The 21,781-nt window shown below is 66.0% G+C and carries 16 protein-coding genes and 1 pseudogene; 6 read left to right on the top strand and 11 right to left on the bottom strand.

From position 1 onward, the window contains the following. Window positions 1-21 precede the first annotated feature (21 nt). Window positions 22-1,413: a POT-type proton-dependent oligopeptide transporter gene (locus tag NX02_RS07605; protein ID WP_158013954.1), complete on the top strand. Its 1,392-nt coding sequence runs from the start codon at window positions 22-24 to the stop codon at window positions 1,411-1,413. Here NX02_RS07605 and NX02_RS07600 read toward each other — a convergent pair. Both NX02_RS07600 and NX02_RS07595 read right to left on the bottom strand, forming a co-directional pair. Next, window positions 1,346-2,071, bottom strand: coding sequence for a DeoR/GlpR family DNA-binding transcription regulator (locus tag NX02_RS07600; protein WP_342671310.1), 726 nt, complete (start codon window positions 2,069-2,071; stop codon window positions 1,346-1,348). The two genes, NX02_RS07605 and NX02_RS07600, sit on opposite strands and share 68 nt — an antisense overlap. A 173-nt stretch (window positions 2,072-2,244) precedes the next feature. Further along, entirely contained in the window at window positions 2,245-5,253 is a 3,009-nt protein-coding gene (locus NX02_RS07595; RefSeq protein ID WP_025291596.1) for a TonB-dependent receptor, read from the bottom strand. A 385-nt stretch (window positions 5,254-5,638) separates the two neighbouring features. Here NX02_RS07595 and NX02_RS07590 point away from each other — a divergent pair, with 385 nt between their 5' ends. After that, on the top strand, window positions 5,639-7,642 hold the full coding sequence (locus tag NX02_RS07590; protein WP_039997260.1) for a calcineurin-like phosphoesterase C-terminal domain-containing protein: 2,004 nt from the start codon (window positions 5,639-5,641) through the stop codon (window positions 7,640-7,642). Window positions 7,643-7,665: 23 nt separating this feature from the next. On the opposite strand, the pseudogene NX02_RS07585 reads toward NX02_RS07590, so the two are convergent. The 4 genes and pseudogenes from NX02_RS07585 to NX02_RS07575 all read right to left on the bottom strand — a co-directional run. Next, window positions 7,666-8,268, bottom strand: a pseudogene (locus NX02_RS07585) (glutathione S-transferase family protein); the annotation flags it as partial. Between the two features lie 127 nt (window positions 8,269-8,395). After that, window positions 8,396-9,727, bottom strand: coding sequence for a group II intron reverse transcriptase/maturase (gene ltrA / locus NX02_RS07580; protein ID WP_047099727.1), 1,332 nt, complete (start codon window positions 9,725-9,727; stop codon window positions 8,396-8,398). Window positions 9,728-10,057: 330 nt separating this feature from the next. Further along, window positions 10,058-10,324, bottom strand: a complete 267-nt coding sequence (locus NX02_RS33270; protein WP_084717645.1) for a hypothetical protein — start codon at window positions 10,322-10,324, stop codon at window positions 10,058-10,060. 100 nt (window positions 10,325-10,424) lie between these two features. After that, a complete protein-coding gene (locus tag NX02_RS07575) occupies window positions 10,425-11,057 on the bottom strand; it encodes a TetR/AcrR family transcriptional regulator (RefSeq protein ID WP_025291593.1) in 633 nt (210 codons plus the stop codon). A 126-nt stretch (window positions 11,058-11,183) separates the two neighbouring features. Between NX02_RS07575 and NX02_RS07570 the strand changes: the two genes are divergently transcribed. After that, window positions 11,184-11,582, top strand: a complete 399-nt coding sequence (locus NX02_RS07570; protein ID WP_025291592.1) for a RidA family protein — start codon at window positions 11,184-11,186, stop codon at window positions 11,580-11,582. A 58-nt stretch (window positions 11,583-11,640) separates the two neighbouring features. Here the strand turns inward: NX02_RS07570 and NX02_RS07565 are convergent, their stop codons facing one another. Beyond that, window positions 11,641-12,126 carry a hypothetical protein gene (locus NX02_RS07565; RefSeq protein ID WP_158013953.1) on the bottom strand — a complete coding sequence of 162 codons (486 nt, stop codon included), beginning with the start codon at window positions 12,124-12,126 and terminating at the stop codon, window positions 11,641-11,643. 76 nt (window positions 12,127-12,202) lie between these two features. On the opposite strand from NX02_RS07565, the gene NX02_RS32280 reads away from it, so the two are divergent. Continuing rightward, complete coding sequence (locus NX02_RS32280; protein WP_025291590.1) at window positions 12,203-12,943, top strand: LysE family translocator; 741 nt, start codon at window positions 12,203-12,205, stop codon at window positions 12,941-12,943. Window positions 12,944-12,974: 31 nt separating this feature from the next. After that, a complete protein-coding gene (locus NX02_RS30625; protein ID WP_025291589.1) occupies window positions 12,975-13,478 on the top strand; it encodes a GNAT family N-acetyltransferase in 504 nt (167 codons plus the stop codon). 18 nt (window positions 13,479-13,496) lie between these two features. On the opposite strand, the gene NX02_RS07550 is transcribed toward NX02_RS30625, so the two are convergent. Further along, the gene (locus NX02_RS07550) at window positions 13,497-16,034 is read right to left on the bottom strand and encodes a PepSY domain-containing protein (protein ID WP_025291588.1); all 2,538 of its coding nucleotides are present in this window, start codon (window positions 16,032-16,034) and stop codon (window positions 13,497-13,499) included. A gap of 134 nt (window positions 16,035-16,168) precedes the next feature. Here NX02_RS07550 and NX02_RS07545 point away from each other — a divergent pair, with 134 nt between their 5' ends. Continuing rightward, entirely contained in the window at window positions 16,169-18,274 is a 2,106-nt protein-coding gene (locus tag NX02_RS07545) for a TonB-dependent siderophore receptor (protein WP_025291587.1), read from the top strand. 81 nt (window positions 18,275-18,355) lie between these two features. On the opposite strand, the gene NX02_RS07540 is transcribed toward NX02_RS07545, so the two are convergent. From NX02_RS07540 to gcvPA, 3 genes are read right to left on the bottom strand one after another with little or no spacing between them, the layout of a single operon-like run. Continuing rightward, a complete protein-coding gene (locus NX02_RS07540; RefSeq protein ID WP_025291586.1) occupies window positions 18,356-18,859 on the bottom strand; it encodes a GNAT family N-acetyltransferase in 504 nt (167 codons plus the stop codon). Continuing rightward, window positions 18,856-20,424 carry an aminomethyl-transferring glycine dehydrogenase subunit GcvPB gene (gene gcvPB, locus NX02_RS07535; protein ID WP_025291585.1) on the bottom strand — a complete coding sequence of 523 codons (1,569 nt, stop codon included), beginning with the start codon at window positions 20,422-20,424 and terminating at the stop codon, window positions 18,856-18,858. Before gcvPB ends, NX02_RS07540 begins: the two co-directional genes overlap by 4 nt. Next, a complete protein-coding gene (gcvPA, locus tag NX02_RS07530; protein ID WP_025291584.1) occupies window positions 20,421-21,779 on the bottom strand; it encodes an aminomethyl-transferring glycine dehydrogenase subunit GcvPA in 1,359 nt (452 codons plus the stop codon). The genes gcvPB and gcvPA overlap by 4 nt, the downstream gene beginning before the upstream one ends. Between the last annotated feature and the right edge of the window lie 2 nt (window positions 21,780-21,781).

The raw sequence follows: 21,781 nt of genomic DNA, 5'->3' as shown, positions 1-21,781 counted from the left end.
GTCGGCGGCGAGGCGGAACGAATGACGGGCGTGATGAAGTCGGTGAGGCGGCGGTTCGGGCTGCCCGAGGGGTTTCTGGCGCTCGCGGGGACGGAGTTCTGGGAGCGGTTTGCCCTCGCCGGGGTGAAGTCGATGCTCACCCTCGTGCTGATCGATCATGTCGTGGGGCGGGCAGACGTGTTCGGGTCCGGCGCGGCGGAGCGGGCGCTGGAGGGTTGGTTCGGGCCGCTTTCGGCCGCCGGCTTCGCTTCGCAGATCTATGGCATGGCCAACGCCTTGCTGTATCTTTCGGTGCCGCTGGGCGGGTTGCTGGGGGATCGGGTCGCGGGGCCGCGGGGCGCCGTCTATCTCGGCGGCGGGGCGATGGTCGCGGGGCTGTTGCTGATGCCGACGCGGCTGTTCTTCCTGCCGGGGCTCATATTGTTCGCAACAGGCGCGGGGACGCTGAAGGGCAATCTCTCGACCGTCGTCGGCACCTTGTTCAACGACGATGCGGCGCGAAGGCGCGGCTTTGCCTGCTATCTGGGCGTCCTCAACGCCGGCGTGATCTGCGGCCCCTTCGTCTGCGGTGCGCTCGCGGTGGTGGGCGGCTGGCGCTGGAGCATGATGGCGGCGGCGGTTGCGGTCTCGATCGGGCTGGCAGGCTATCATCTGGCGGCCCGGCGGATCGCGGTGGCGGCGCCGGCGAAGCGGTCACCCGCCCCCTCTCCCGCCGACGCGCGCGACCCTGCGGGCGCGGGAGACCTGGCGCGCGTCGTCGCGGCGCTGCTCGCAGTGTTCCTGTGCTTTGGTGCCTATGAACAGATCGGCAACATGTTCCTGGTCTGGGCGCGGACGCAGGTGGCGCTGGAGGCGTTCGGCTGGCGGCTGCCGGTGCCCTGGCTGCTCTCGCTCGACGGGCTGTTCACGCTCGCGCTCGTGCCGTTGACGCAGATCGGGCTCAAGGCGCTGGCCCGCCGCGGGCTGGCGCTGGGCGCATTGGGGCAGATCGCATTGGGTTGCGCGGCCTGCGCGCTCGGCAATCTGGTGCTGGCGGCATCGGCCACGATCGGCACCGGCGCGGTGCCGATCGTGGCGCCGCTCGCCTATCTGCTGCTGATCGACGTTGCGATCGTCCTCGTCTGGCCGGCGGGGCTCAGCCTCGTCACTGCCTCCGCGCCGGCGCGCTTCACCGGGCTCTGGGTGGGCATCTTCTACCTCCACGGCTTCTTCGCCAATTTGTGGGTCGGCTTCGGCGGCGCCTTCTACGAGCGGATGGCGCCCGCGCAATTCTGGGCGCTGCACGCGCTGCTCGCCGCGGCCGGCGCCGGCGTGGCGCTGGCAGCGGCGGGCGCCGGTGCGTGGGTCAGGCGATCACCACCTCGGCATGGTCGAAGGCGCGGGCGAATTCCTCGTCGAGCGGCGCCTCGGTAACCAGCAGGTCGACATCGGTGAGCGCGGCGGTGTGCATCAGGCCGTAGCGGCCGAATTTCGAGGAATCGGCGCCGAGCAACACCTTTTCCGACGTGGCGTAGGCGATGCGGCTCATCGCGGCCTCGCCCGGATGATAATCCATCAGCCCGCGATCGAGGCTGATCGCGCCGACCGACAATATCGCCAGATGCGGCGTGAAGCCGGCGACATAGGCTTGCGCGGTGTGATCGGAGAAGGCGCGATAATCCGGATCCATTTGCCCGGCGGCGAGGAACAGGCGGTTGTTGTTGATGCTGCCGAGGTCGTTCGCCACCTGCAGCGAATTGGTGATCACCGTCAGCGACCGCCGGTCGACGAGCTGCCGCGCGACATAGCAGGAGGTGGTGCCGCTATCGATGAAGAGGATCGCGCCGTCGGGCACGAACTCGGCGGCGGCGCGGGCGATGCGCAGCTTGGCGTCGGCATGCTCCTCCATCCGCTGGACGAGCGGGCCTTCGTAGACGGGAGCGGCGAGGCGCGCACCGCCATGTTCGCGGATGATCGCCCCCTGTTCCTCGAGGATGCGCAGTTCGCGGCGGATCGTTTCGTCGGACACGTTGAGGTCGGCGGCGAGGCCGTTCACCGACAACGCCACACCCCCGCGCAACCGCGCGACGATTTCGCGCTGACGCTCGGATCGTTTGAAAATGGTGGATCTCCTTGGGCGGCGGTGAGGGCTGAGGGTGCCCTGTGTGTGGTGGAATGGTCAATTGCGGGCGGATCGGCAGATACCCGCGGTGGCTCCTTTCGTCCTCCCCGAGCAGAGCTCGGGGAGGAAACATGCTCCGTCCTTTAGAACCCGACGCGGAACTGCATGCGCACGTAGCGGGGCGTCTGATACGCCTGCGGGGTGCGATAGAGCGGGTTCGGGGTGCCGTTGCCAAGTTCGCCGGCTTCGTTGAAGGCGGTCACCGACTTGCTGTTGAACAGGTTGAACACGTCGAAGCGCAGCGAGGCGTCGATACCCCAGGTCTTGGGCATGTTGACCACCGCGCTGACGTCGATCGACTTCAGCCAGTCGCCCTTGAAGGCGGAGCCGCGTGGCACGACCTCGCCGCCGCAATAATAGCTATAGCCATGATAGCCGTAGGCGGTCGGGTCCACGTCGAACGGCACGGTGCCGATGCAGCTGTAATGCTTCGGTGACTGCACCAGCAGGTTGGCGCCGAGATCGAGGAAGCTCAGCGGTCGATAGCTGCCATAGAGCTTGAGCGTGTGGCGGCGATCGTTGGGCAGATAGCCATAGGCGCCGCTGAGGAAGCCGGGCGAGTCGAAGTCGGCCGAGCGGTTGACCGCGAGCTGGCCGTTCTCCGAGCGCACGCCGCCCTCATAATTGCCCTTGTTCATCGCCCAGGTGTAGGAGCCGGAGAGCCCCCACACGCCGTCGAACGCGCGATCGAAGGTGAGCGTGACGGAGTCGAAATTGCGCTTGGGCTTCGGGTAACGCAGATCCTCGGCGCGCAAGGTGGCGACTTCGTTGGTGCCGTCCGGCAAGGTGATGTTGATCACCGTGTCACGCCCGGGATTGGCGATCGGCCAGATCGAGCCGCCGGGGAATTGGGCGGTGCAATCAGCCTCGCTGAACCCAGCGCGGACGCAATAGGCGCGCGCGCCATAATCCGCCGAGATATCCTCGATCGCGTCGTTGAGGCTGCGATGGGTGTAATAGAGGCCCAGCTTGATGCCGTCGCCGAGCCGATGCTCGCCGCCGAAGATGAACTCGTCGATCGATTGCGGCTTGAGGTTGTGCGCGATCGACGAGGAGTAATCGGCGGTGCTGCCGTCCCGGCTGACGATGCAGTTGGCGACGCCGGTATCGGGGCAGGCGGTGAGGCCAAGGCCGCCGAGGATCGGCGCGCCGGCATTCGGCGTGCCATCGGCGCTGTTGATGCCGTTGAGCAGGTTGTAGCGCGTGTAGGTGACGGTGCCGCCGGCGACGTTCAGGTTGATATCGCCCGACATCGGCAGGAAATATCTGCCGAAGAAGCCGTAGAGCTTCGTGCGGCGATCGCCGAACACGTCGAACGAGGCGCCGAGGCGCGGCGCCCACTGGTTGCCGGACTTGTAATAGGATTTGCCGTCGACCCCCTGGTTGCTGAACCGGTCGTTGCGCAGCCCGAGCTGCAACTTCACACGGTCGTCGAACAGCGACCAGTCATCCTCGATATAGAAGGCTTCGTTCTTGACCGTGGTCTCGCCATTGTTGCGATACACGCGGGTGGTGTAATAGTCGGTGCCCAGCGGGATGCCGAGGTCGGCGGAATCCTGCGTGCCGGCGGTGAAGATCTTGTAGAAGCCGCCACCCATCGTCTGGTGGATCTGGCTGGACGTGTCGGTTTCATGATCATAGCCCACGCGCAGGTGGTGCGCGCCGAAGATCTCGAAGTTGAAATCGACATCGGCGCGGTAGAATTCACGCTTGTCGTTGGTCAGGCCATAGGCATCGGTGATGCGGTTGAGGCCGATGTCGGTGCCCGCCGGATTCTCGCGATAGTCGAGGACGCGTTCATTGGTGATGTCGAGCGGCAGGGTGCCGTCGCGCAGCTTGTTCTGGCCATAGGCGGCGGAAACGGTGAGCCAGGGCGCGAAGGTGCCGGTGTAGCGGCCGACGAAATTCTCGCCGCCGGCGCGCTGGTCGGTGCCGCCGGTCTCGGCGCCCTTCTCGCCCGTCGCGCGATCATAGACCAGGCTGCGGGTGTGGGTGTCGTTGCTGCTGTCGAAATAGGTGAATTCGAGGTGCTGGTCGTCGGTGACATAGCCGTCGACCTTCACGCCCCAGAACGGGCTGGTGTTGCGGACGCGGGTCGCATTGTCCTGGTCGGCATCCGGCGTGAAGCTCTCGAACTCGCGGAAATTGTAGAGGCCGTAGACGAACAGATGGTCCTTGATGATCGGGCCGCTCGCCTGCAGCACCAGTTCGCGCCGGGTGCGGGTGGCATCCTCATTGTCGAGCTCGACGGTGCCGGGCGAGTTGGAACGCAGGCCGTTGGGCTCCCACGTGCCGAGCACGCTGGCATGATAGTCGTTGGAACCGGATTTGGTGACGGCGTTGATCACGCCGCCGGTGGCACGGCCGAATTCTGCCGGATAGCCGCCGGTCTTGACCTCGATCGTCTCGTAGAAGTCATAGGGCACCTCCACCGGCGCCAGGCCGATGCGGAAGTTGGTGATGGCGAGGCCGTTCACGAAATAGGCGTTTTCGGTGAAGGTGGAGCCGTTGATCGTCACCTGGTTGGCGAAGGTGCCGTTGGTGCTGGACCCGCGGGTCACGCCCGGCGCCAGCATCACCACATCCTGCAAGGTACGCGCGACGGGAAGACGCTTGTCGATATCCGCCAGCTCGATCACCGCGCCGGTGGTCGCATCGTTGAAGTCGGCAGTGACGATGCGCTGGCCCTGCACGACGATGTCGCCGTCGCGCTGGTCGGGCACGAGGCGGAAGCTGTTGCCGCCGCCATTGGCTGCGGTCAGTAGCACGCGCTGTTCGGTATAGGCAGCGAAGCCGGTGGCGCTGACGCTGAAATCATAGGCGCCCGGGGTGAGCTGGTCGAAGCTGTAGGAGCCGGCGTCGTTGGTCGTCGTCGTGCGCTCGATGCCGCGGTCGGACGATTTGATCGTCACCGTCGCGCCGGCGATCGGCGCGCCGTTTTCGTTGGTCACGCGGCCGGAAGCGGTGATGTTGGTATAATCCTGCGCATGCGCGGCCGGCGCGAGCGCGACGGTTGCGGGCAGCGCGGCGCCGAGCAGCAGCGCAGCACGGATGAACGCGGCACGCCGCGCGGTTCGCGAAAGGCTCGTCACGATAAGTCCCCCGATTATGGTTTGGGCTGGCGGTGCCGGGCCTCCCTGCGGCCAGCCCGGTGCGATCTGGCGCCTAGGCGGGCTGCGTGGATTTTTTGTGACAATCGGTCAACAAAACAACAAACCAGCATAAATTCGAACTGAATGATACAACATCTCGTTAATGCTGATACTGTTGGATAGCCCCAGAGATCCGGGCAATACGGGCGGTTACGCCACCATATTCTCGACAATGCGGCGGCTCATGCAGATTCATGGTCGGATCCCAGCTTACATCAATCTGTCATCAACGCTCGCCATGTGGCGAATGGTTTGTGGATTTTTTGTTGAATTGCGTGCGGCCGCCAACCGGGCGCCGGCGCGCGGTTCGATGCGGGAGGGCTTTATGACCAAGGTTTCGCAGTCCCTGTGGCTGACGGCGGCGTGCGCCGCCGCGCTGGCCGGCGGCATCGCCCGGGCGGGGGCGCCGGCGGATGCGCCCTGGTTCGCCGACATCGAAGTGGTGAAGGGCAAGGCGCGCGACGCGAAGACCGTGCGCGGCATCGTGTTCGATGACGCCAACCGCAACGGCCGGCTCGACGCCGGCGAGCACGGCCTCGCCGGGGTCAACGTCTCCAACGGGCGCGAGGTGGTGAAGACCGGCGCTGACGGCCGCTATGTGCTGCCCGCGCGCAGGGATATGAGCGTGTCGGTGGTCCAGCCGAGCGGCTGGCGCGTGCCGACCGATCGCAACTTCGTCCCCCGCTTCGCCTATGAGCACAAACTTGGCGGCTCGCCGCGCAAGCTGCGCTTCGGCGGGCTGCCGGATACCGGGCCGTTGCCCGCGGCGATCAACTTCCCGCTCGCGCCGAGCACGGTCGGGCCGGACTTCAACTGCGCGGTGCTGGGCGACGTGCAGGTCTATTCGGGTGACGAGATCGGCTATGCGCGCGACTCGATCGTGCGCGAACTCGCCGACCGCAAGGGTCCCCCGCCCGCCTGCCTGTTCGCGCTGGGCGATCTCGTGGGCGACGACCTCGGGCTGATCCCGCGGCTGGAAGAGGTGCTGGGGGCGCTCAGGATCCCGCAATGGTGGGTGCAGGGCAATCACGACTATGATTCGGACGCCGATCGCGACGCCGACGCTTCGGACACCTGGCGGCGTACCTATGGCCCCGCCACCTACGCGTTCGAGATGGGCAATGTGCTGTTCGTCGGCCTCGACAATGTCGTCTATCCGTGTGGCGAGGCGGACAATCGCAAGGGTGCCCGTCCCTTCTGCGTCGAATATCCGCAGAAAAGCTACAACGGCCGCTTCACCGACGATCAGATGGCGTTCCTCAAGAATCTGATCGCCAACACCGATCCGGCGAAGCTGATCGTGCTCGGCCACCACATCCCGCTGGTCGGCTTCGACAATCGCAAGGAATGGGCGCACCAGACCGACAATGCGCCGGAGGTCTATGCCCTGCTCGAGGGGCGCAAGGCGCTCGACCTGTCCGGCCACAGTCACACGCTGGAAAATCTGGCGCCGGGCGATTCCTATGAGGGGTGGAAGGACGCGGTGGGCGTGACCAGCATTCCCTTCCGCCATGTCGTCGCGGGCGCGGTGGCGGGCGACTGGTGGGGCGGAGACTTCGATGTCGAGGGTATTCCGATGAGCCTGCAGGGCGATGGCTCGCCGCGCGGCTATGTCGACATGCGGGTCAGCGGCACCGACTATGATCTCGACTATCGCGCGACCGGCGAGCCCGCGGACCGGGCGATGTGGCTATCGGTCAGCACGCCGGCCTTCCGCGGCTGGGCAGCGAAGCTGCTCGACTGGCGCAACGCCGATCCGGCGACGCGCGGCCGCGTGCCGCCGCTGAGCGTGCAGGATCTGCCCGACGAGAAACTGCTCACCCCGGCGGACCTGGGCGCAGGAAGCTGGCTGACCGCCAATGTCTGGCTGGGCGACAGCGCGACGCAGGTCACTGTCTCGATCGACGGCACGGCGCCCGTGGCGATGACGCACACGCAGGAGGCGCGTGGCGAGCCCAGCCGCAACGGCCCCGAACATGCCGATCCGTTCGCACTGCAGCGCCAGTTGAGCGTGGCGCGAACCGCGTTCGAGAGCGGTTCGGGCGATGCCGAGGCGCAGGGCTTCATCCAGGGCCGCCAGACCCGCACCCCGCCCGCCCCCCCGCAGCCGCAGGGGTCGGTGGCGGATCATAGCGCCCACCTTTGGCGCTTCGCTCTGCCCGCGACATTGGCACCCGGGATGCACACCGCGACCGTGCGGGTGGCACGACCCCAGGGTTCGTCCGCGCGCGAGACCTTGATCTTAGAGGTCCGCCCCGAACGCCCGCCGCGGACCTTTCGGTTCGATGTGTGGAATTCGGTGAAGGACGGGCCGCGCGTGCCGGAATAACCCCGCCCCAGGGGCGCGGCGCCCTACCCCGCGGCGCCCGGGATCGTCACGCCGCGCTGGACCGCCGGGCGCGCCAGCCCGCGATCCAGCCAGCGCGCAACGTGCGTATAGCGATCGAAGCCGACCAGCGCGGCGGCATCGTAGAAGCCGATCAGGTTGCGCACCATGCCCAGCATCGAGACGTCGGCGATGCTGAAGGCGCCGCCGACGAACCAGTCGCGGCTCGCCAGATGCGCGTCCATCACCCCCAGCAGCCGCTGGCTCTCGGCCACGTAGCGGTCGAGCGCACGCTTGTCGTTCCAGCTACGGCCTTCGAACTTGTGGAAGAAGCCGAGTTGCCCGAACATCGGCCCGACGCCGCCGACCTGGAAATAGACCCACTGGATCGTCTCCCAGCGCCCGGTCGGATCGGCGGGCAGCAGCTTGCCGGTCTTCTCCGCGAGATAATGCAGGATCGCGCCGGACTCGAACAGCGCCAGGGGCTCACCGCCCGGCCCGTTCGGGTCGAGGATCGCGGGGATCTTGCCGTTGGGGTTGAGGCTGAGGAATTCGGGCGTGCGCTGCTCGCCCTTCCCGAAATCGATACGGTGGACCTCGTAGGGCAACCCGGTCTCTTCCATCATGATCGGTAGAGTCGGGAGGTGACGCGGTGACGTGCGGTGCGCCTGTAGGGCTTACCAGACGTTCCGTTTTCACCCCCCGCTCGGCGAACCGGGCGTGCAGATTTCCCGCACCCGGCTCTCGAACAAGACATCACGCCTTCGCCCATGGCGAGCTACGTCCAAGTCTGGTCAGGCGTACGAGTCCAATGGTCTCGTAGAGGTACTCGTCTGGATAAACCCGAGCCCTGCGTCGCTTGCCTCGATGTTTGATACGCAGCCACCGACGCACCCGCACCAACGTGTAGCTGTCGACGGCCCGGTACGCCTTGCTTGTTGTGCCGACCGAAAAGTAGTTGGCCCAACCGCGTAGCGCCCGGTTAATCTTCGCTATCAGTACTGCGGGATCCTGCCATGTCGACGTCATCTCGGTCAGCGCGTGGATTTTATCCACGGTGCGCTTGATGCTCTTCTTCGACGGTCGGTAGCCCATGCGGGCCCTTCCTGTCGTCGGAGAGTACATCCGACCGAAGGTGTATCCCAGAAAGTCGAACGTCTCGTCCGGCACCTTGCAGATGCGGGTCTTTTCCTCGTTCACGGTCAGCTTCAGCTTGCCCATCAACCTGCGCATATGATCGAGCGCGGCTTCCGCGTTGCCCTTCTGGCATAGGATGACGAGGTCATCAGCGTAAGTGACGAGCCGAGCGCCGAGGCGTTGCCCAAGACCGAGCTTCCGCCATCCCAGCACGAACCGGCGCATGTAAAGATTTGCCAGCAAGGGTGAGATGGGTGAGCCTTGCGGGATGCCGCGTCGCTGATCCTTGGCCGCCGTCGTTCGTGTCTTCCGGCCTTTGTCGTCGGTTTCCTCGACAGCACAGTCCAGCCACAACCTGATCAGGTGCAGCACGCGCGGATCGACGATCCGGCGGGCGACGGACTTCATCAGTTCGGGATGGGGAATGCTGCCAAAATAGTCGGCGAGGTCGGCGTCCACGACATCGGGACGGCCATGAAACAGCTGGTCTTCCACCTCGATCACGGCCTGCTGGGCGTTACGCCCAGTTCGGTAGGCATAGATCTCTGGCGGAAGGTCGGCTTCGAAGATCGGCTCCAGCACCAGCATCGCTGCTGTCATGCAGACCCGATCCCGCACGGTGGAAATGCCCAGCGGCCTGAGTTTGCCGTTGGCTTTCGGTATATGGACCCGTCTGATCGGTTCCGGTCGATACGTCTCCTCTCTGATGGCAAGCGTCAGTTCCGCCAGCCACCGCTCGACGCCGTACGCCTCGATATCCGCGAAGTCCTGACCGTCGATCCCCGGTGCGCCCTTATTGGAGCGACACTGGGCATAGGCATGAGCCAGAATGTCGTCGCGGCTGATCTTGTCGTACAGCGCGTAGAAGCGGTAGCCGGCTTCCACCTTCGCTTTCGCGTGCAACGCCGTCTGCAGTTTCTGGACGCTTTTCGGAGTTGATAGGTTTCCCAATCTCGCGGTCCCTCACTACTTGGTGCGTTCGCCTTGAACTGAGGCTCCTTCCCTCCACCGGCATTACCCGGCTTCCCCGGTACTACGGGCCTCTCCGCCACCCCACCGCGCCCGTCCCATCCCTCGCGGGCGTCCGGTTGCTCGTCCCCGAGCACGTGATGGGGCTTCCCGTGTTGCGTGCGCTTTCCTTGTGTACATGCTGCCGCCACTACCCCGGTGTGGCGGATGGGTTCAGCGTCGCTCAAACTCCCCCATCCGTATCAGCCTTCCCCGGAAGTCCGGCCGGGTCGGCCCACACATCGGCATTTTCGAGGTTTGCTCAGCGTTCACTCACGTTGCGGCCTGCACACTCGCACGGTCACCTATGTGACCGTCATCCGGGGGCTTCAGACATTTCGTCACCTCCATGCCTGCCCCGGTTGCTTCCGGCTGGAGCATGTTGCCGGGTGGGGCTTTCACCCACTGGAAAGCGCCGCCTTGGCACGGCGCACAGACCTTCACGCCGTTGGGCGTCGGCAGCGAATAGAGTTGCAGCCGATCGGGGTGCTGCGCCGGCCAGCGTCGCGTGATCGCGAAATCGTCGAGGGATCGGGTCAAGATATCGTCTCCTGCGGACCGGCCTGCCCGGCACGGCGGCCATCATCGACGACACCATATCGCCGCCGGCAAGTCGAGGCGATCGGGAGAGATCGAAGGATCATGATCGCGGCAATGACATAAGCGCCCCGGTGCCGGGATCTTCCGCGCGCAGCAGCCCCGCCGCGAGACGCAGAAACGCATCGACCGCGCGCACCATTACCGCCGCCGGATCCTCCGCCGCGGCGATCCACAAAGCCGCATTCAGCGCCGCGCCATTGAGCAGCCGCGCCGCCGCCTCCGCATCCACCGGCTGGACGACACCCTCATCGATCAACGCCTGGACCGTATCGGTGGTGGCACGCAGGCAGGCGGTCTGGTTGGGCCAGCGCGAGGGATCGCCCAGCACAGCGGGCCCATCGAGATGGACGATCCGCTGGATCTCCGGATCGAGCGACATCTCGATATAGGCGACACCCTCGTCGAGCAGCCCCTGCCAGCGCGTCGGCGCACGGGCCTGCACCGCGTGCTGGCGGGCGAGCATCTCGGCATCGATCTGGCCGATCACCGCCTGAAGCAGTCCCTTCTTGTCCCCGAAATTATGGTACAGCGCGCCTCGCGTGAGCCCCGCTTCGGCGGTGAGTTCGTCCATCGATGCCGCTGCATACCCCTTGGTCGCGAATGCGCGGCGCGCGGCAGCGATCAGCTTGGCGCGCGTCTCCTCCACCATGTCTGCTCGACGTCGCGCGGCCACCACTCATCTCCTCACATCTACATACGCTGCGTATGCTAATTGACATACGCCTCGTACGCTCCAATATGCGGACATACGGCGCGTATATCAATGACCGAGCGCCCACCACATCAATGGAGTGACATCATGGCAAAGCGTGACGCAATCTTCCCCGCGGGCCGCCAGGCGCTGTACGACATCCACCGTTACTCGGCGGCGATCCGTTCGGGCGACCTGTTGTTCGTTTCCGGGCAGGTCGGCAGCCGCGAGGATGGATCGCCCGAGCCGGACTTCGCGCAGCAGGTGGAACGCGCCTTCGCCAATCTCGGCGCGGTGCTGAAAGCGGCGGGTGCCGGCTTCGACGACGTCATCGACGTGACCACGTTCCACACCGACCCCGAGCAGCAGTTCGAAACGGTGCTGGCAGCGAAGGACAAGGTCTTCAGCGAAGCGCCCTACCCAAGCTGGACCGCGGTGGGCGTAACCTGGCTGGCCGGATTCGATTTCGAGATCAAGGTGGTCGCGCGCATTCCTGCCGCTGACTGAACCGGCGTACCCAACCGCCGCCGATCGGCGGCGGTTGGGCGTGCAGCCGCAAAGCCGATCACAGCGCCGGCAAACAGCCGCGCATTTCATCCTTCAACGTCGAACTGTCACGATAGAGCGCGGTGAACGCCTCGAAGGCGGCATCGCGCTCGGGCATCGGCGTATCGGCATAGAGCGTAATCGTCGCGGCCTCGCTCTCCATCAGCGCGCGCTTGTCGACCAACCGCATCAGGCGCGTCCTCGTGGCGTTCTTCTTGTCGACATACCAGGCGTTGTGCGCGGCCACGGCCTTCTCGAACACGGCCAGCTTTCCCGGTTTGATCAGGCTGTGCCGGATCGTTCCATAGCGCGTGCCGGCCGGACATGCCGCGCCCGGTGCCGCGGCCTGCGCCCACGCACCGGTGGCCGCAAGCAGTGCCACGCCTGCGATAAAGCCCTTCATCATCGCACTCCCCCTCCTGCCGGCATCGTGCCGACCTTCTTCCACTAGCAACAGCAACCATTTGCCGCGATCTGAAAATTTTCGATCCGCTGCGCGGCCCATGCGCCAGCCGTCAAGACGCTGACATGTAAAGGCCAGATAGTATGAAGCGAATCAACGCTCACATATGGGGGTATGAATGAGCGATGCCGTGCAACATGCCACAACGCTGGGAGAATGGGCCGTTGCGCTCATCAACAGCCCGACATTCATTGGATCGCTCGTCAGCGCGACGGTCGCGGGCGGAGGATTCTATTTTGCCTTCTCACAACTCAGGCATGCGCGAAAGCAACTCCAGCAGACGGCGGAACGCCATGAGGAAGAAACGGCGTGGCGTCGGTCCGAGTTCGTCCGCAAGCTGCTGTCCGACATGTCGAACGACCCCAAGGTCGCGCTGATCTTCCGCATTCTCGACTGGCGTGACGGGCCGGCGCTGATCCCGGCGGATCTGAAACCCTTCTTCGCCGCGAACCCGATGCCAGACCAGATCTCGCCCGAGATCATGCGGATCAACTGGGAGCGTTTCGTGGAAGCGCTGCCGATCGTGAAGAATGCCAATTGGGAAGATGCCGACCTCTACACCTACCGGACATGCTTCGACGTCTTCCTCTCGATCATCCAGCAGACCGTAACCGATCTAAGATCGACAAATATAGACAAAAAATTATTCGGAGATCTGACTTTTTACTGCCATCGCATCATCAACCCGAAAAATGGCCAGCGCAAGTTCGACGCCCACGCGCAGGACGTTTTCAAAACCTATATCCTCGAATATTACAGCATTGAGACTTATGGCTATATCGAGGAATGCGCCAAATATTATCAGGACACCTTCATTGACGACCTGCCCACCGAGGCACCCGGCGAACCGGCTGATTGACCCGCTGCCCGATCCGAAACAAGGTGCGCCCATGCAGACCGACCTGACATTCGCATGGGACAAGTCGCCCGCCAGCGCCGCGGCGGCGGCATCCTTCGCTGCGGCGATAATCGGACAGGATACCGCCTATATCAGCCATGGCGAGATCCAGACCGGGCTCAGCATCGATGGTGCGCATTGGGCGCCGGATCTCGCCCGCCTCTATGCCAGCGATTTCGCCGACTTCGGCGAGGAGCGCGATCTTCTGATCGCCCGCACCCCGGACGGGAGCATTGCCGGCATTGCAATCCTGGCGTGGGAGGAAAGCAGCCGGCGGCGCTTCGCCGTGCTGGAAGATATGGTGGTCGCGCCGCTCAACCGTTCAAGCGGGGTCGGCGGTCAGCTTGTCCGTCTGGTCGAGGAAAGGGTGAAGGAGCGCGGCGTCGCGTGGCTCTTCCTCGAAAGCGGCCTGCGCAACGAACGCGCACATCAATTCTTCGAGCGCGAAGGCTTCCACATGACCGGCCATGTCTTCGTCAAGCAGATTGAGCCCTGACGCCCGCCCGCGCCGCCATCAATAGACGTCGCGCTTGTAACGGCCGCTTTCGATCAGCGCCTCGAGCCGCTCTTCCCCGATGATCTCCCCCAGCGTCGCGTGGACATCCTGCGCCATGCCGGCAAGGCTGCCGCAGACGAGGATCGCGGCGCCATCATCCACCCAGCGCAGCACGTCCGCACGCGCCGCCTGCAGCAGATGCTGAACGTAGCGACCGCAATCGGCATCGCGCGAGAAGGCTCGATCGAGGCGGGTGAGCGTGCCATCGTCCAGCCAGCCCTCCAGTTCGGCGTCGAAGAAGGCGTGCGCGCGCTCGCGCTCGCCGAACAACAGCCAATGCCCCTGGCGTCCGGTATGCGCCTGCGCGCGCAGATGCGCGCGCAGCCCGGCAATGCCGGTGCCGTTGCCGATCAGGATCAGCCGCCCGCCGAAACCGGAGAGGCGGAAGCCGGGATTGGGCCGCACGCGCAGCATCACCGTTTCGCCGGGCGACACATGCGCGGTCAGCCAGCCAGATCCGATACCGAAGCGGCCATCGTCGCGACGCACCTGCCGCACGACGAGGTCGATCGCACCATCCGCCGCGATCGAGGCGGCGGAATATTCGCGCGTCGACAGCGGGCGCAGCGTCACCGCTCCGTCGCGCGCGAACATGCCGTCCTCGGGCAGCACTGCCGCGGCGAGTTGCTCGCGCAGCGCCGACAGATCCTCCAGCAATTCGCCGTCGGGCGTGGCCTGCTGCAGCAGCGCCTCGACATCCGCCGGGGCGTTACGCGGCTGGATCTCGACGATGTCGCCCGCCTCCCAAGCCATGGCACCGCCATCGAGCGGCTCCAGCCTGAGGTGGAACGCCTTGGCATGGCCGCTGGCACCGTTCAGCACCTTACGCGTGACGAGCCGGCAACGGCGGAAGGCATCCGCGGCGGGTTCATTGCCCTTCTCGGCCGCGCCGAGGCGAACCAGTTCCCGGCGCCACGCGGCATAGGCACGGCTGTCACTGCCATCCGTCTTGATCAGCGGGAACAGCCGCTGCGCACCGGACTGCGCCAGCCATGCATCGAGTTCGACGCCGAAATTGCAGAAATCGGGATATTGGCGGTCGCCGAGCCCCAGCACGCCATAGTCGAGATGCCCGAGCTTCAACCGCTTGCGCATCATCGCGCGGGCGAAACCACGCGCAACATCGGGCGGATCGCCCTCGCCATAGGTGCTGACGACGAACAGCGCGCGGTTGGCGCGGCGCAGCATCTCCTGCGTCAACGCCGCGATCGCGACGACCTCCACCGATACGCCGCCTGCGCCAAGCGCCCGCGCTGCGCCGCGCGCGCTGAGCTCGGCATTGCCGGTCTGCGTCGCGTAGACGATCAGGAAGCCGCCATCGCCGCTGCCAGTGCCCGGCCCCGTCCCGGCACCGGCCTCGGCCTCGGCGGCGAGCGCCTTCGCCTCTCGCTTGCGTTTGCGGCGCGACAGGTAACGCATGAAGCCGGTGATGGTGAACATCGGCATGGTGAGGCTGGTTATCAGCATGATGATCCGCCCGGGCAAGCCGAAGAACGCGCCGCGGTGGATTTCGAACATGCTCTGCGTAATCACCTGCCCTAGCGGCCGGCGATCATAGAGGTCGGTCTTCTTGAGCGCTCCCGTCCTAGGATCATAGCTGAACCTGTCGGTCTGGCGCAGGTGGCGCGCGCCCTGGGGACGCGCATCGACGTTGACCGTCTTCATCGGCGCACCCGGCGCAGGGCGGGTCAGGCGCGCCCAGGCATAATCCTGGCCGTTGTCGCGGATGAAGGTCGCCCAACTCGGGGCGATCGGCGGGCGCGGCGCGGGCTTGCCGCCGCGCTTGCGCCGCCCCTCGCCCTCACTCGTCACCTTGCCGGTCAGCGCGTAGGTGACACCGCTCCGATACCAGTCATAGGACCACCACAGCCCGGTGAACGCGCTGATCAGGTAGAAGCACAGCACCCAGGTGCCGATGCTGACGTGCAGCGCGCGCCACAGGTTGCGCCCGGTCTTGCGCAGGTCGAGCACCAGCCATGAACGCCAGTCGAGCGCCTTGCGCGGCCAGCGCAGATAAAGGCCGGAAAGCGCGAAGAAGATCAACGAGATCGCGCTGAAGCCGGTGATCTTGCGGCCGATGCCGTTGCTGCCGCCGGGCAGCGCCAGCCACCGGTGCAATTCGTCCATCGTGCGGAAAAAGCCCTCGGCGCTCGAATCGCCGAGCCATGCACCGGTCGCGCGGTCGACCTGCCCCTGCTTGCGGCCCCGCCCCTCGCCGGCATTCATCCGCACGCGAAACGAGCGCGCGCGATCCGCTTCCCAATCGAGCCGCGCGACATAATAGCCGGGATTGTCCGCCTCCAGCTTCGCGATCAGCCGGTCGGGCGAGAGGTCGGGCCCGGCGGGCACGCCGGGGACGTAGATGCGCGGCGACAGCGCCTCGCCGATCTCGTCCTCGAAGCTCATCGTGGCACCGGTGATGCCCATCAGCGCCAGCACGATCCCGGCGCTGATCCCGAGGAACCAGTGAATCTGGAAGAAGATCTGTCTCGTCACGCGACCCCCGCAGGCTCGGCACCCTCTCCCATGCCGTCCTTTTTGTATGAAAATATTAAAGAACGCAATTGCGATCCATTATCATTAATCCTATGGGCGCCGCAACGCAGAATCAAAATCGTTTCGGGGATCCAATGAATATTCTCCTTATCGCCGCTGCCGTCGCCGCGCCGTCCGCAGCCCCCGCCCCCGAGCCAGCATCCGAACAGGGCGCGGGCGGCGAAACCGTAGAGCGCAAGCTCGACGAGGAGATCGTCGTCATCGGCCAGCGCCCTTCCTTCAAGACCGAGGTCGTCCAGGTCGGCGCGTTCCGCAACCAGTCGATCCTCGATACGCCGTCGAGCATCGCGGTGATCTCGCGGGCGCTGCTCGACGCGCAGGGCGCGACCGGCCTCGAGGAGGCGCTGCGCAACACGCCCGGCGTCACCCAGCAGGCGACCAGCCCGACGACGAGCAACAATTTCGTCAATCGCGGCGTGCTGATGAACGCCCGAACCAATTATCGCCTCAACGGCGCGCTGCAGATCATCAACCTCAGCCCGGTGCCGATCGAGAACAAGCAGCGCGTGGAACTGCTCAAGGGCGTGTCCGCGCTCTATTATGGCCTCTCGACGCCGTCGGGCATCGTCAACGTCGTCGCCAAGCGCGCGGGCGACCGGCCGGTGACCAATGTCTACGTCAACGGCGATGCCGAGGGCAGCGTCGGCGGCGGCCTCGACATCGGCCGCACCTTCGGGCCGGACGGCCAGTTCGGCGTGCGCCTCAACGGCTATGCCAGTCATGTCGAAACGCCGATCGACGGCGTCGACGGCTATCGCTACCTCGCCAGCGGCGCGTTCGACTGGCAGGTCAGCGAGCGGCTGTCGCTGAAGCTCGACGTGGAGCATTATCGGCGCGCGACCGACGAACCCGGCGGCATCGCACTCGCCGCGGCGCGGCTGCTGACGGAGATCCCCGATCCGCACCACCGCTATGCGCCGGCCGACGCGCCCTATCGCACTTGGTCCACCAACATTCTCGGCCGCGCCGACTATGTTCTGGGCGGAAGCTGGTCGCTGCGCGCCGAAGCCGGGCTGGCCACGTCGCGCCGCCAGCGCAGCCGCGCCGATTTCAGCTTCACGTCCACTACTACGGGACCGACCACCGGCATCGGCCGGATCAGCGGCAATTACACGCCCGACCAGGAATATCGGAACGAGTATCTGCGCGCCGAACTGGCCGGCAAGCTGGACACGTTCGGCATCGAACATGAACTGCTGTTCGGCGTCGCCCGCAACCGCCAGATCCAAAAGGATCAGAACCAGCGCAGCTATGCCGCGGTGGCGCAGAACATCTATGATCCGGTCAGGATCTCGTTCGACGATCTCGTCTTCACCACTACCCGGCTGCAGCCCGGCAGCGTCAATATCGATACCGGCCTCTACGCGCTCGATATCGCGCATGTCGGCGAGAAGATCCTGCTGATCGGCGGCGTACGCCGGGTGATCTACGACACCGAGGAAGCCGGCGAGGATTACACGATCAAGACGTGGACGCCGACCGCGGGCATCGTCTTCCGCCCGACGCCGAAGACCAGCCTCTATTTCACCTATATCGAGGGCCTCGAAAGCGCGGGCACCGCGCCCGCCGGCACCGAGAATGAGGGCGACATCCTGCGCCCCGTGGTCTCCAAGCAGATCGAGGCAGGCGGGCGCATCGAGGTGCTGGGCGCGCTGGCGTCGCTCGCCTATTTCCGCATCGACCGCGCACTCGGCTATATCGACGCCGACAATCTCTATGTTGTCGATGGCACCGCCATCCATGAAGGCGTCGAGGCCTCGCTGCAGGGCAACCTCACCCCGCAACTCTCGGTCGCGATCGCCGGCCAGTATCTGAAGGCGACCCAGCGCGACACCGGCGTCGCCGCGCAGAACGGCCTGCGCGTGGACAATACGCCGCGCTGGGGCGGATCGGTGTTCGCGGAATATCGGCCCGAGGCGCTTCCCGATTTCGGGATCAACGGCGGTGTCTACTACACCGGCCTGCGCTATGCCGATGCGCTGAACACATTCGAACTGCCCGCCTATACGACCTACAGCCTGGGCGCGAATTACAAGCTGCGGCTGGACGGAGAGCGGGCGATCACCTTCCGGGTGAATGGCGACAACATCACCAACAAGCGCTACTGGTCGACGGGTGGCAGCGTGTTCTACGTCGGACTGGCGCGGCAGGTAAGATTCTCGGCGAGCATGGATTTCTGAAGGCGATGGGGGCGTTCAAAGCGCTCCCGAACCTCCGTTCGGGACGAACGGAACAAGGGTACGGGTCGCGTGGAGCCCCCTCTACGCCAGCCGTTTCTCCATCACATAATCATCCATCACGAACCCGCCGCCGATATCCACCGTCACCGGTCCGCGTACGGTGAAGCCCGCGCGTTCATAGACCGCCTTCGATTTCGTGTTGGCCTTCGCGACCATCAGCATCATCCGGTCGCAGCCCAGCGCCCGCGCCCGGGCTTCGACATGGCCCAGCATCAGCCGGCCCAGCCCCTGCCCGTGCCGGTCGGGCAGCAGATAGAGCTGTTCCAGCTTCAGTTCGCCGGGCTCGCCACCAGGACCATAGCTGCAATAGCCGATCAGCGCATCGCCATCGCGCAGCAGGTCGAAGCCGCGATCCGCGGCGCCGACATAGGCGGCGAGCCCCGCCGCGGTGAAGCGCCGGTCGAGCATGTAATCGACCTGGGCTGCACCGATCAGCGGGCCGTAATGCGCGTGCCAGATGGTCCGCGCCAGCGCGCCGGCCGACGCGAAGTCCGCCGGCGTCAGCGGTTCCAGCCGGGCGGTCATTCCGCCGCCGCGGCCACCTGCGTTTCCTTCCACACCAGCACCGGCTTGCGCGCGGCGAGCGTTTCGTCGAGGCGGCGGCGCGGGGCGAAGTGCGGCGCGCTCTTGAGCGCCTGATCGCCCGCCTTCGCGCGTTCCACGACGCTGCGGAACGCACCGATGAACTGGTCGAGCGAGGCCTTGCTCTCGGTCTCGGCCGGTTCGACCAGCATCGCGCCGTGGATGACGAGCGGGAAATAGACCGTCATCGGGTGGAAGCCCTCGTCGATCAGCCCCTTGGCGACATCCAGCGTCGAGAAGCCCTCGGCGAAGCCGTTATCGCTGAACAGCGCCTCGTGCATGCACGGGCCGCTCTCGCCGAACGGCGCGTCGAGCAGATCGTCGAGGCTGCGCAGGATGTAATTGGCGTTGAGCACCGCATCCTCCGCCACCTGGCGCAGGCCATCCGCACCATGGCTGAGGATGTAGGTCAGCGCGCGCGTGAACATGCCCATCTGGCCGTGGAAGGCGACCATGCGGCCGAAGCTCTGCGCATGATGCTCCCCCGCCGTCTCTTCCTCGACCAGCACGAGACCATGATCCGTCTGTTCGACGAAGGGCAGCGGCGCGAACGGCGCCAGCGCTTCGGAGAACACCACCGGCCCGGCGCCCGGCCCGCCGCCGCCATGCGGCGTCGAGAAGGTCTTGTGCAGGTTGATGTGCATCGCGTCGATGCCGAGATCGCCTGGCCGCACCCGGCCGACGATCGCGTTGAAGTTGGCACCATCGCAATAGACGAACGCGCCCACCGCATGCACGGCGTCGGCGATCTTCTTCATGTCCGGCTCGAACAGGCCGCAGGTGTTCGGGTTGGTGATCATCACCGCCGCCACGTCCGGCCCCAGCCGCGCCTCGAGCGCGGCGAGATCGACGCGGCCCGCGGCGGTCGCCGGGATATTCTCGACCTTGTAGCCGCAGAAGGCCGCGGTCGCCGGGTTGGTGCCATGCGCGCTTTCCGGCACCAGGATCACCGCGCGCGGATCGCCGCGCGCTTCGAGCGCGGAGCGGATCGCGAGCAGGCCGCACAGTTCGCCATGCGCGCCGGCCTTCGGGCTCATCGACACTGCCGGCATGCCGGTCAGCGTCTTCAGCCAGTGCGCGAGCTGGTCGATCACGCCGAGCGCGCCCTGGATCGTGTCGATCGGCTGCATCGGGTGGAGATCGGCGAAGCCGGGCAGTCGCGCGACCTTCTCGTTCAGCCGCGGGTTGTGCTTCATCGTGCACGAGCCGAGCGGGAACAGGCCGAGGTCTATCGCATAATTCTGCCGGCTGAGGCGGGGATAATGCCGCATCGCCTCCGGCTCGGTGAGGCCCGGCAGCCCGATCTCGCGATTGCGATCGAGCCCGCCGAGACGCGACGCCACCGTGGGCGCATCCGCCAGATCGACGCCAGTAGTCGCGGTGTCGCCGATCTCGAAGATCAGCGCCTCTTCCAGCATCAGCCCGCGATTGCCGGTGAAGGTGCCGGCGATGCCACCGCCCTCGGCGTTGCCCATTTCGGGACGCCAGCCGCTCTGGTTGATCGTCATGCCAGCGCCTCCTCAAGGCCAGCGGCCAGGGCTTCGATATCTTCAGGGGTGACGGTTTCGGTGACCGCGACGATCAGGCCGTCGGCCAGCCCCGACTCCTTGGGATAGAGCCGGCCGAGCGAGACGCCCGCCAGCACGCCCTCGTCCGCGAGCTTGCGGACGATCGGGCGCGCTTCCTTGCCGAGCCGCACGGTGAACTCGTTGAAGAAGGTCTCGTTGACCAGGGTCACGCCCGGCACCTTCGCCAGCCGTTCCGCCGCCTGCACCGCGAGGCCATGGTTGAGCAGCGCAAGGGCGCGCAGCCCCTTCTCGCCGAGCAGGGTCAGGTGGACGCTGAACGCCAGCGCACACAGCACGCTGGAGGTGCAGATGTTCGAGGTCGCCTTCTCGCGGCGGATATGCTGTTCGCGGGTGGAGAGCGTCAGCACGAAGCCGCGCTTGCCTTCCGCATCCACCGTCTCGCCGGTCAGGCGACCGGGCATCTGGCGGACGAACTTCTCCTTGCACGCGAAAAGCCCGACATAGGGCCCGCCGAACTGCAGGCCGACGCCGAGCGACTGGCCCTCGCCGACGACGATGTCGGCACCCATCTCGCCCGGCGACCGGATCGCGCCCAGCGCCAGCGGCTCGGTGACCACCGCGACCAGCAGCGCGCCCTTCTCGTGCGCGCGCGCCGCGATCGGCGCGAGGTCGGTGATGCGGCCGAGAATGTCGGGATACTGGACGACGACACAGCTCGTCCCGCCGTCGATCGCGTCGAACAGCGCCTGCGTGTCGGTCTCGGCGGTCAGGCTCGGCGCGCCGGTGACCAGCTCATCGCCGGTGAAGCGCGCCATCGTGTTCGCGACCGACACATAATGGGGGTGCAGGCCGGTGGAGAGGATCGCCTTGCCGCGCTTGGTGACGCGGCGGGCCATCGTGATCGCCTCCCAGCAGGCGGTCGACCCGTCATACATCGAGGCGTTGGCGACGTCGCAACCGAACAGCCGCGCGACCTGCGTCTGGAACTCGAACAGCACCTGCAAGGTGCCCTGCGCGATTTCCGGCTGGTAGGGCGTGTAGGCGGTCAGGAACTCGCCGCGCTGGATGATGTGGTCGGCGGTCGCCGGCACATGGTGGCGATACGCGCCGGCCCCCAGAAAGAAGGGCGCCTGCCCCGCCGACAGGTTTTTCGCCGCGAGCGCGGACATGTGGCGTTCGACCGCCATCTCGCTGGCATGGTTCGGCAGGCCCGGCACCGGGCCGTCGAGCCGCGCCTCTTCGGGCACGTCCATGAACAGGTCTTCGATCGAGGCGGCGCCGACCTTGGCGAGCATCGCCTGGCGATCGGCCTGCTGGAGGGGAAGGTAACGCATCG

It is taken from the genome of Sphingomonas sanxanigenens DSM 19645 = NX02 (assembly GCF_000512205.2).
GTDB lineage: Bacteria > Pseudomonadota > Alphaproteobacteria > Sphingomonadales > Sphingomonadaceae > Sphingomonas_D > Sphingomonas_D sanxanigenens.
The sequence above is the reverse complement of the archived record's forward strand: the minus strand, read 5'-3'. Positions and strand labels throughout refer to the sequence as shown.

Bases quoted from the DNA above. Each gene is read 5' to 3' on its own strand.
- NX02_RS07605 (WP_158013954.1), top strand. From the start codon at position 22: ATGACGGGCGTGATGAAGTCGGTGAGGCGGCGGTTCGGGCTGCCCGAG.
- NX02_RS07590 (WP_039997260.1), top strand. From the start codon at position 5,639: ATGACCAAGGTTTCGCAGTCCCTGTGGCTGACGGCGGCGTGCGCCGCC.
- NX02_RS07570 (WP_025291592.1), top strand. From the start codon at position 11,184: ATGGCAAAGCGTGACGCAATCTTCCCCGCGGGCCGCCAGGCGCTGTAC.
- NX02_RS07565 (WP_158013953.1), bottom strand. From the start codon at position 12,126: ATGGGCCGCGCAGCGGATCGAAAATTTTCAGATCGCGGCAAATGGTTG.
- NX02_RS32280 (WP_025291590.1), top strand. From the start codon at position 12,203: ATGAGCGATGCCGTGCAACATGCCACAACGCTGGGAGAATGGGCCGTT.
- NX02_RS30625 (WP_025291589.1), top strand. From the start codon at position 12,975: ATGCAGACCGACCTGACATTCGCATGGGACAAGTCGCCCGCCAGCGCC.
- NX02_RS07545 (WP_025291587.1), top strand. From the start codon at position 16,169: ATGAATATTCTCCTTATCGCCGCTGCCGTCGCCGCGCCGTCCGCAGCC.
- NX02_RS07540 (WP_025291586.1), bottom strand. From the start codon at position 18,859: ATGACCGCCCGGCTGGAACCGCTGACGCCGGCGGACTTCGCGTCGGCC.
- gcvPB (WP_025291585.1), bottom strand. From the start codon at position 20,424: ATGACGATCAACCAGAGCGGCTGGCGTCCCGAAATGGGCAACGCCGAG.
- gcvPA (WP_025291584.1), bottom strand. From the start codon at position 21,779: ATGCGTTACCTTCCCCTCCAGCAGGCCGATCGCCAGGCGATGCTCGCC.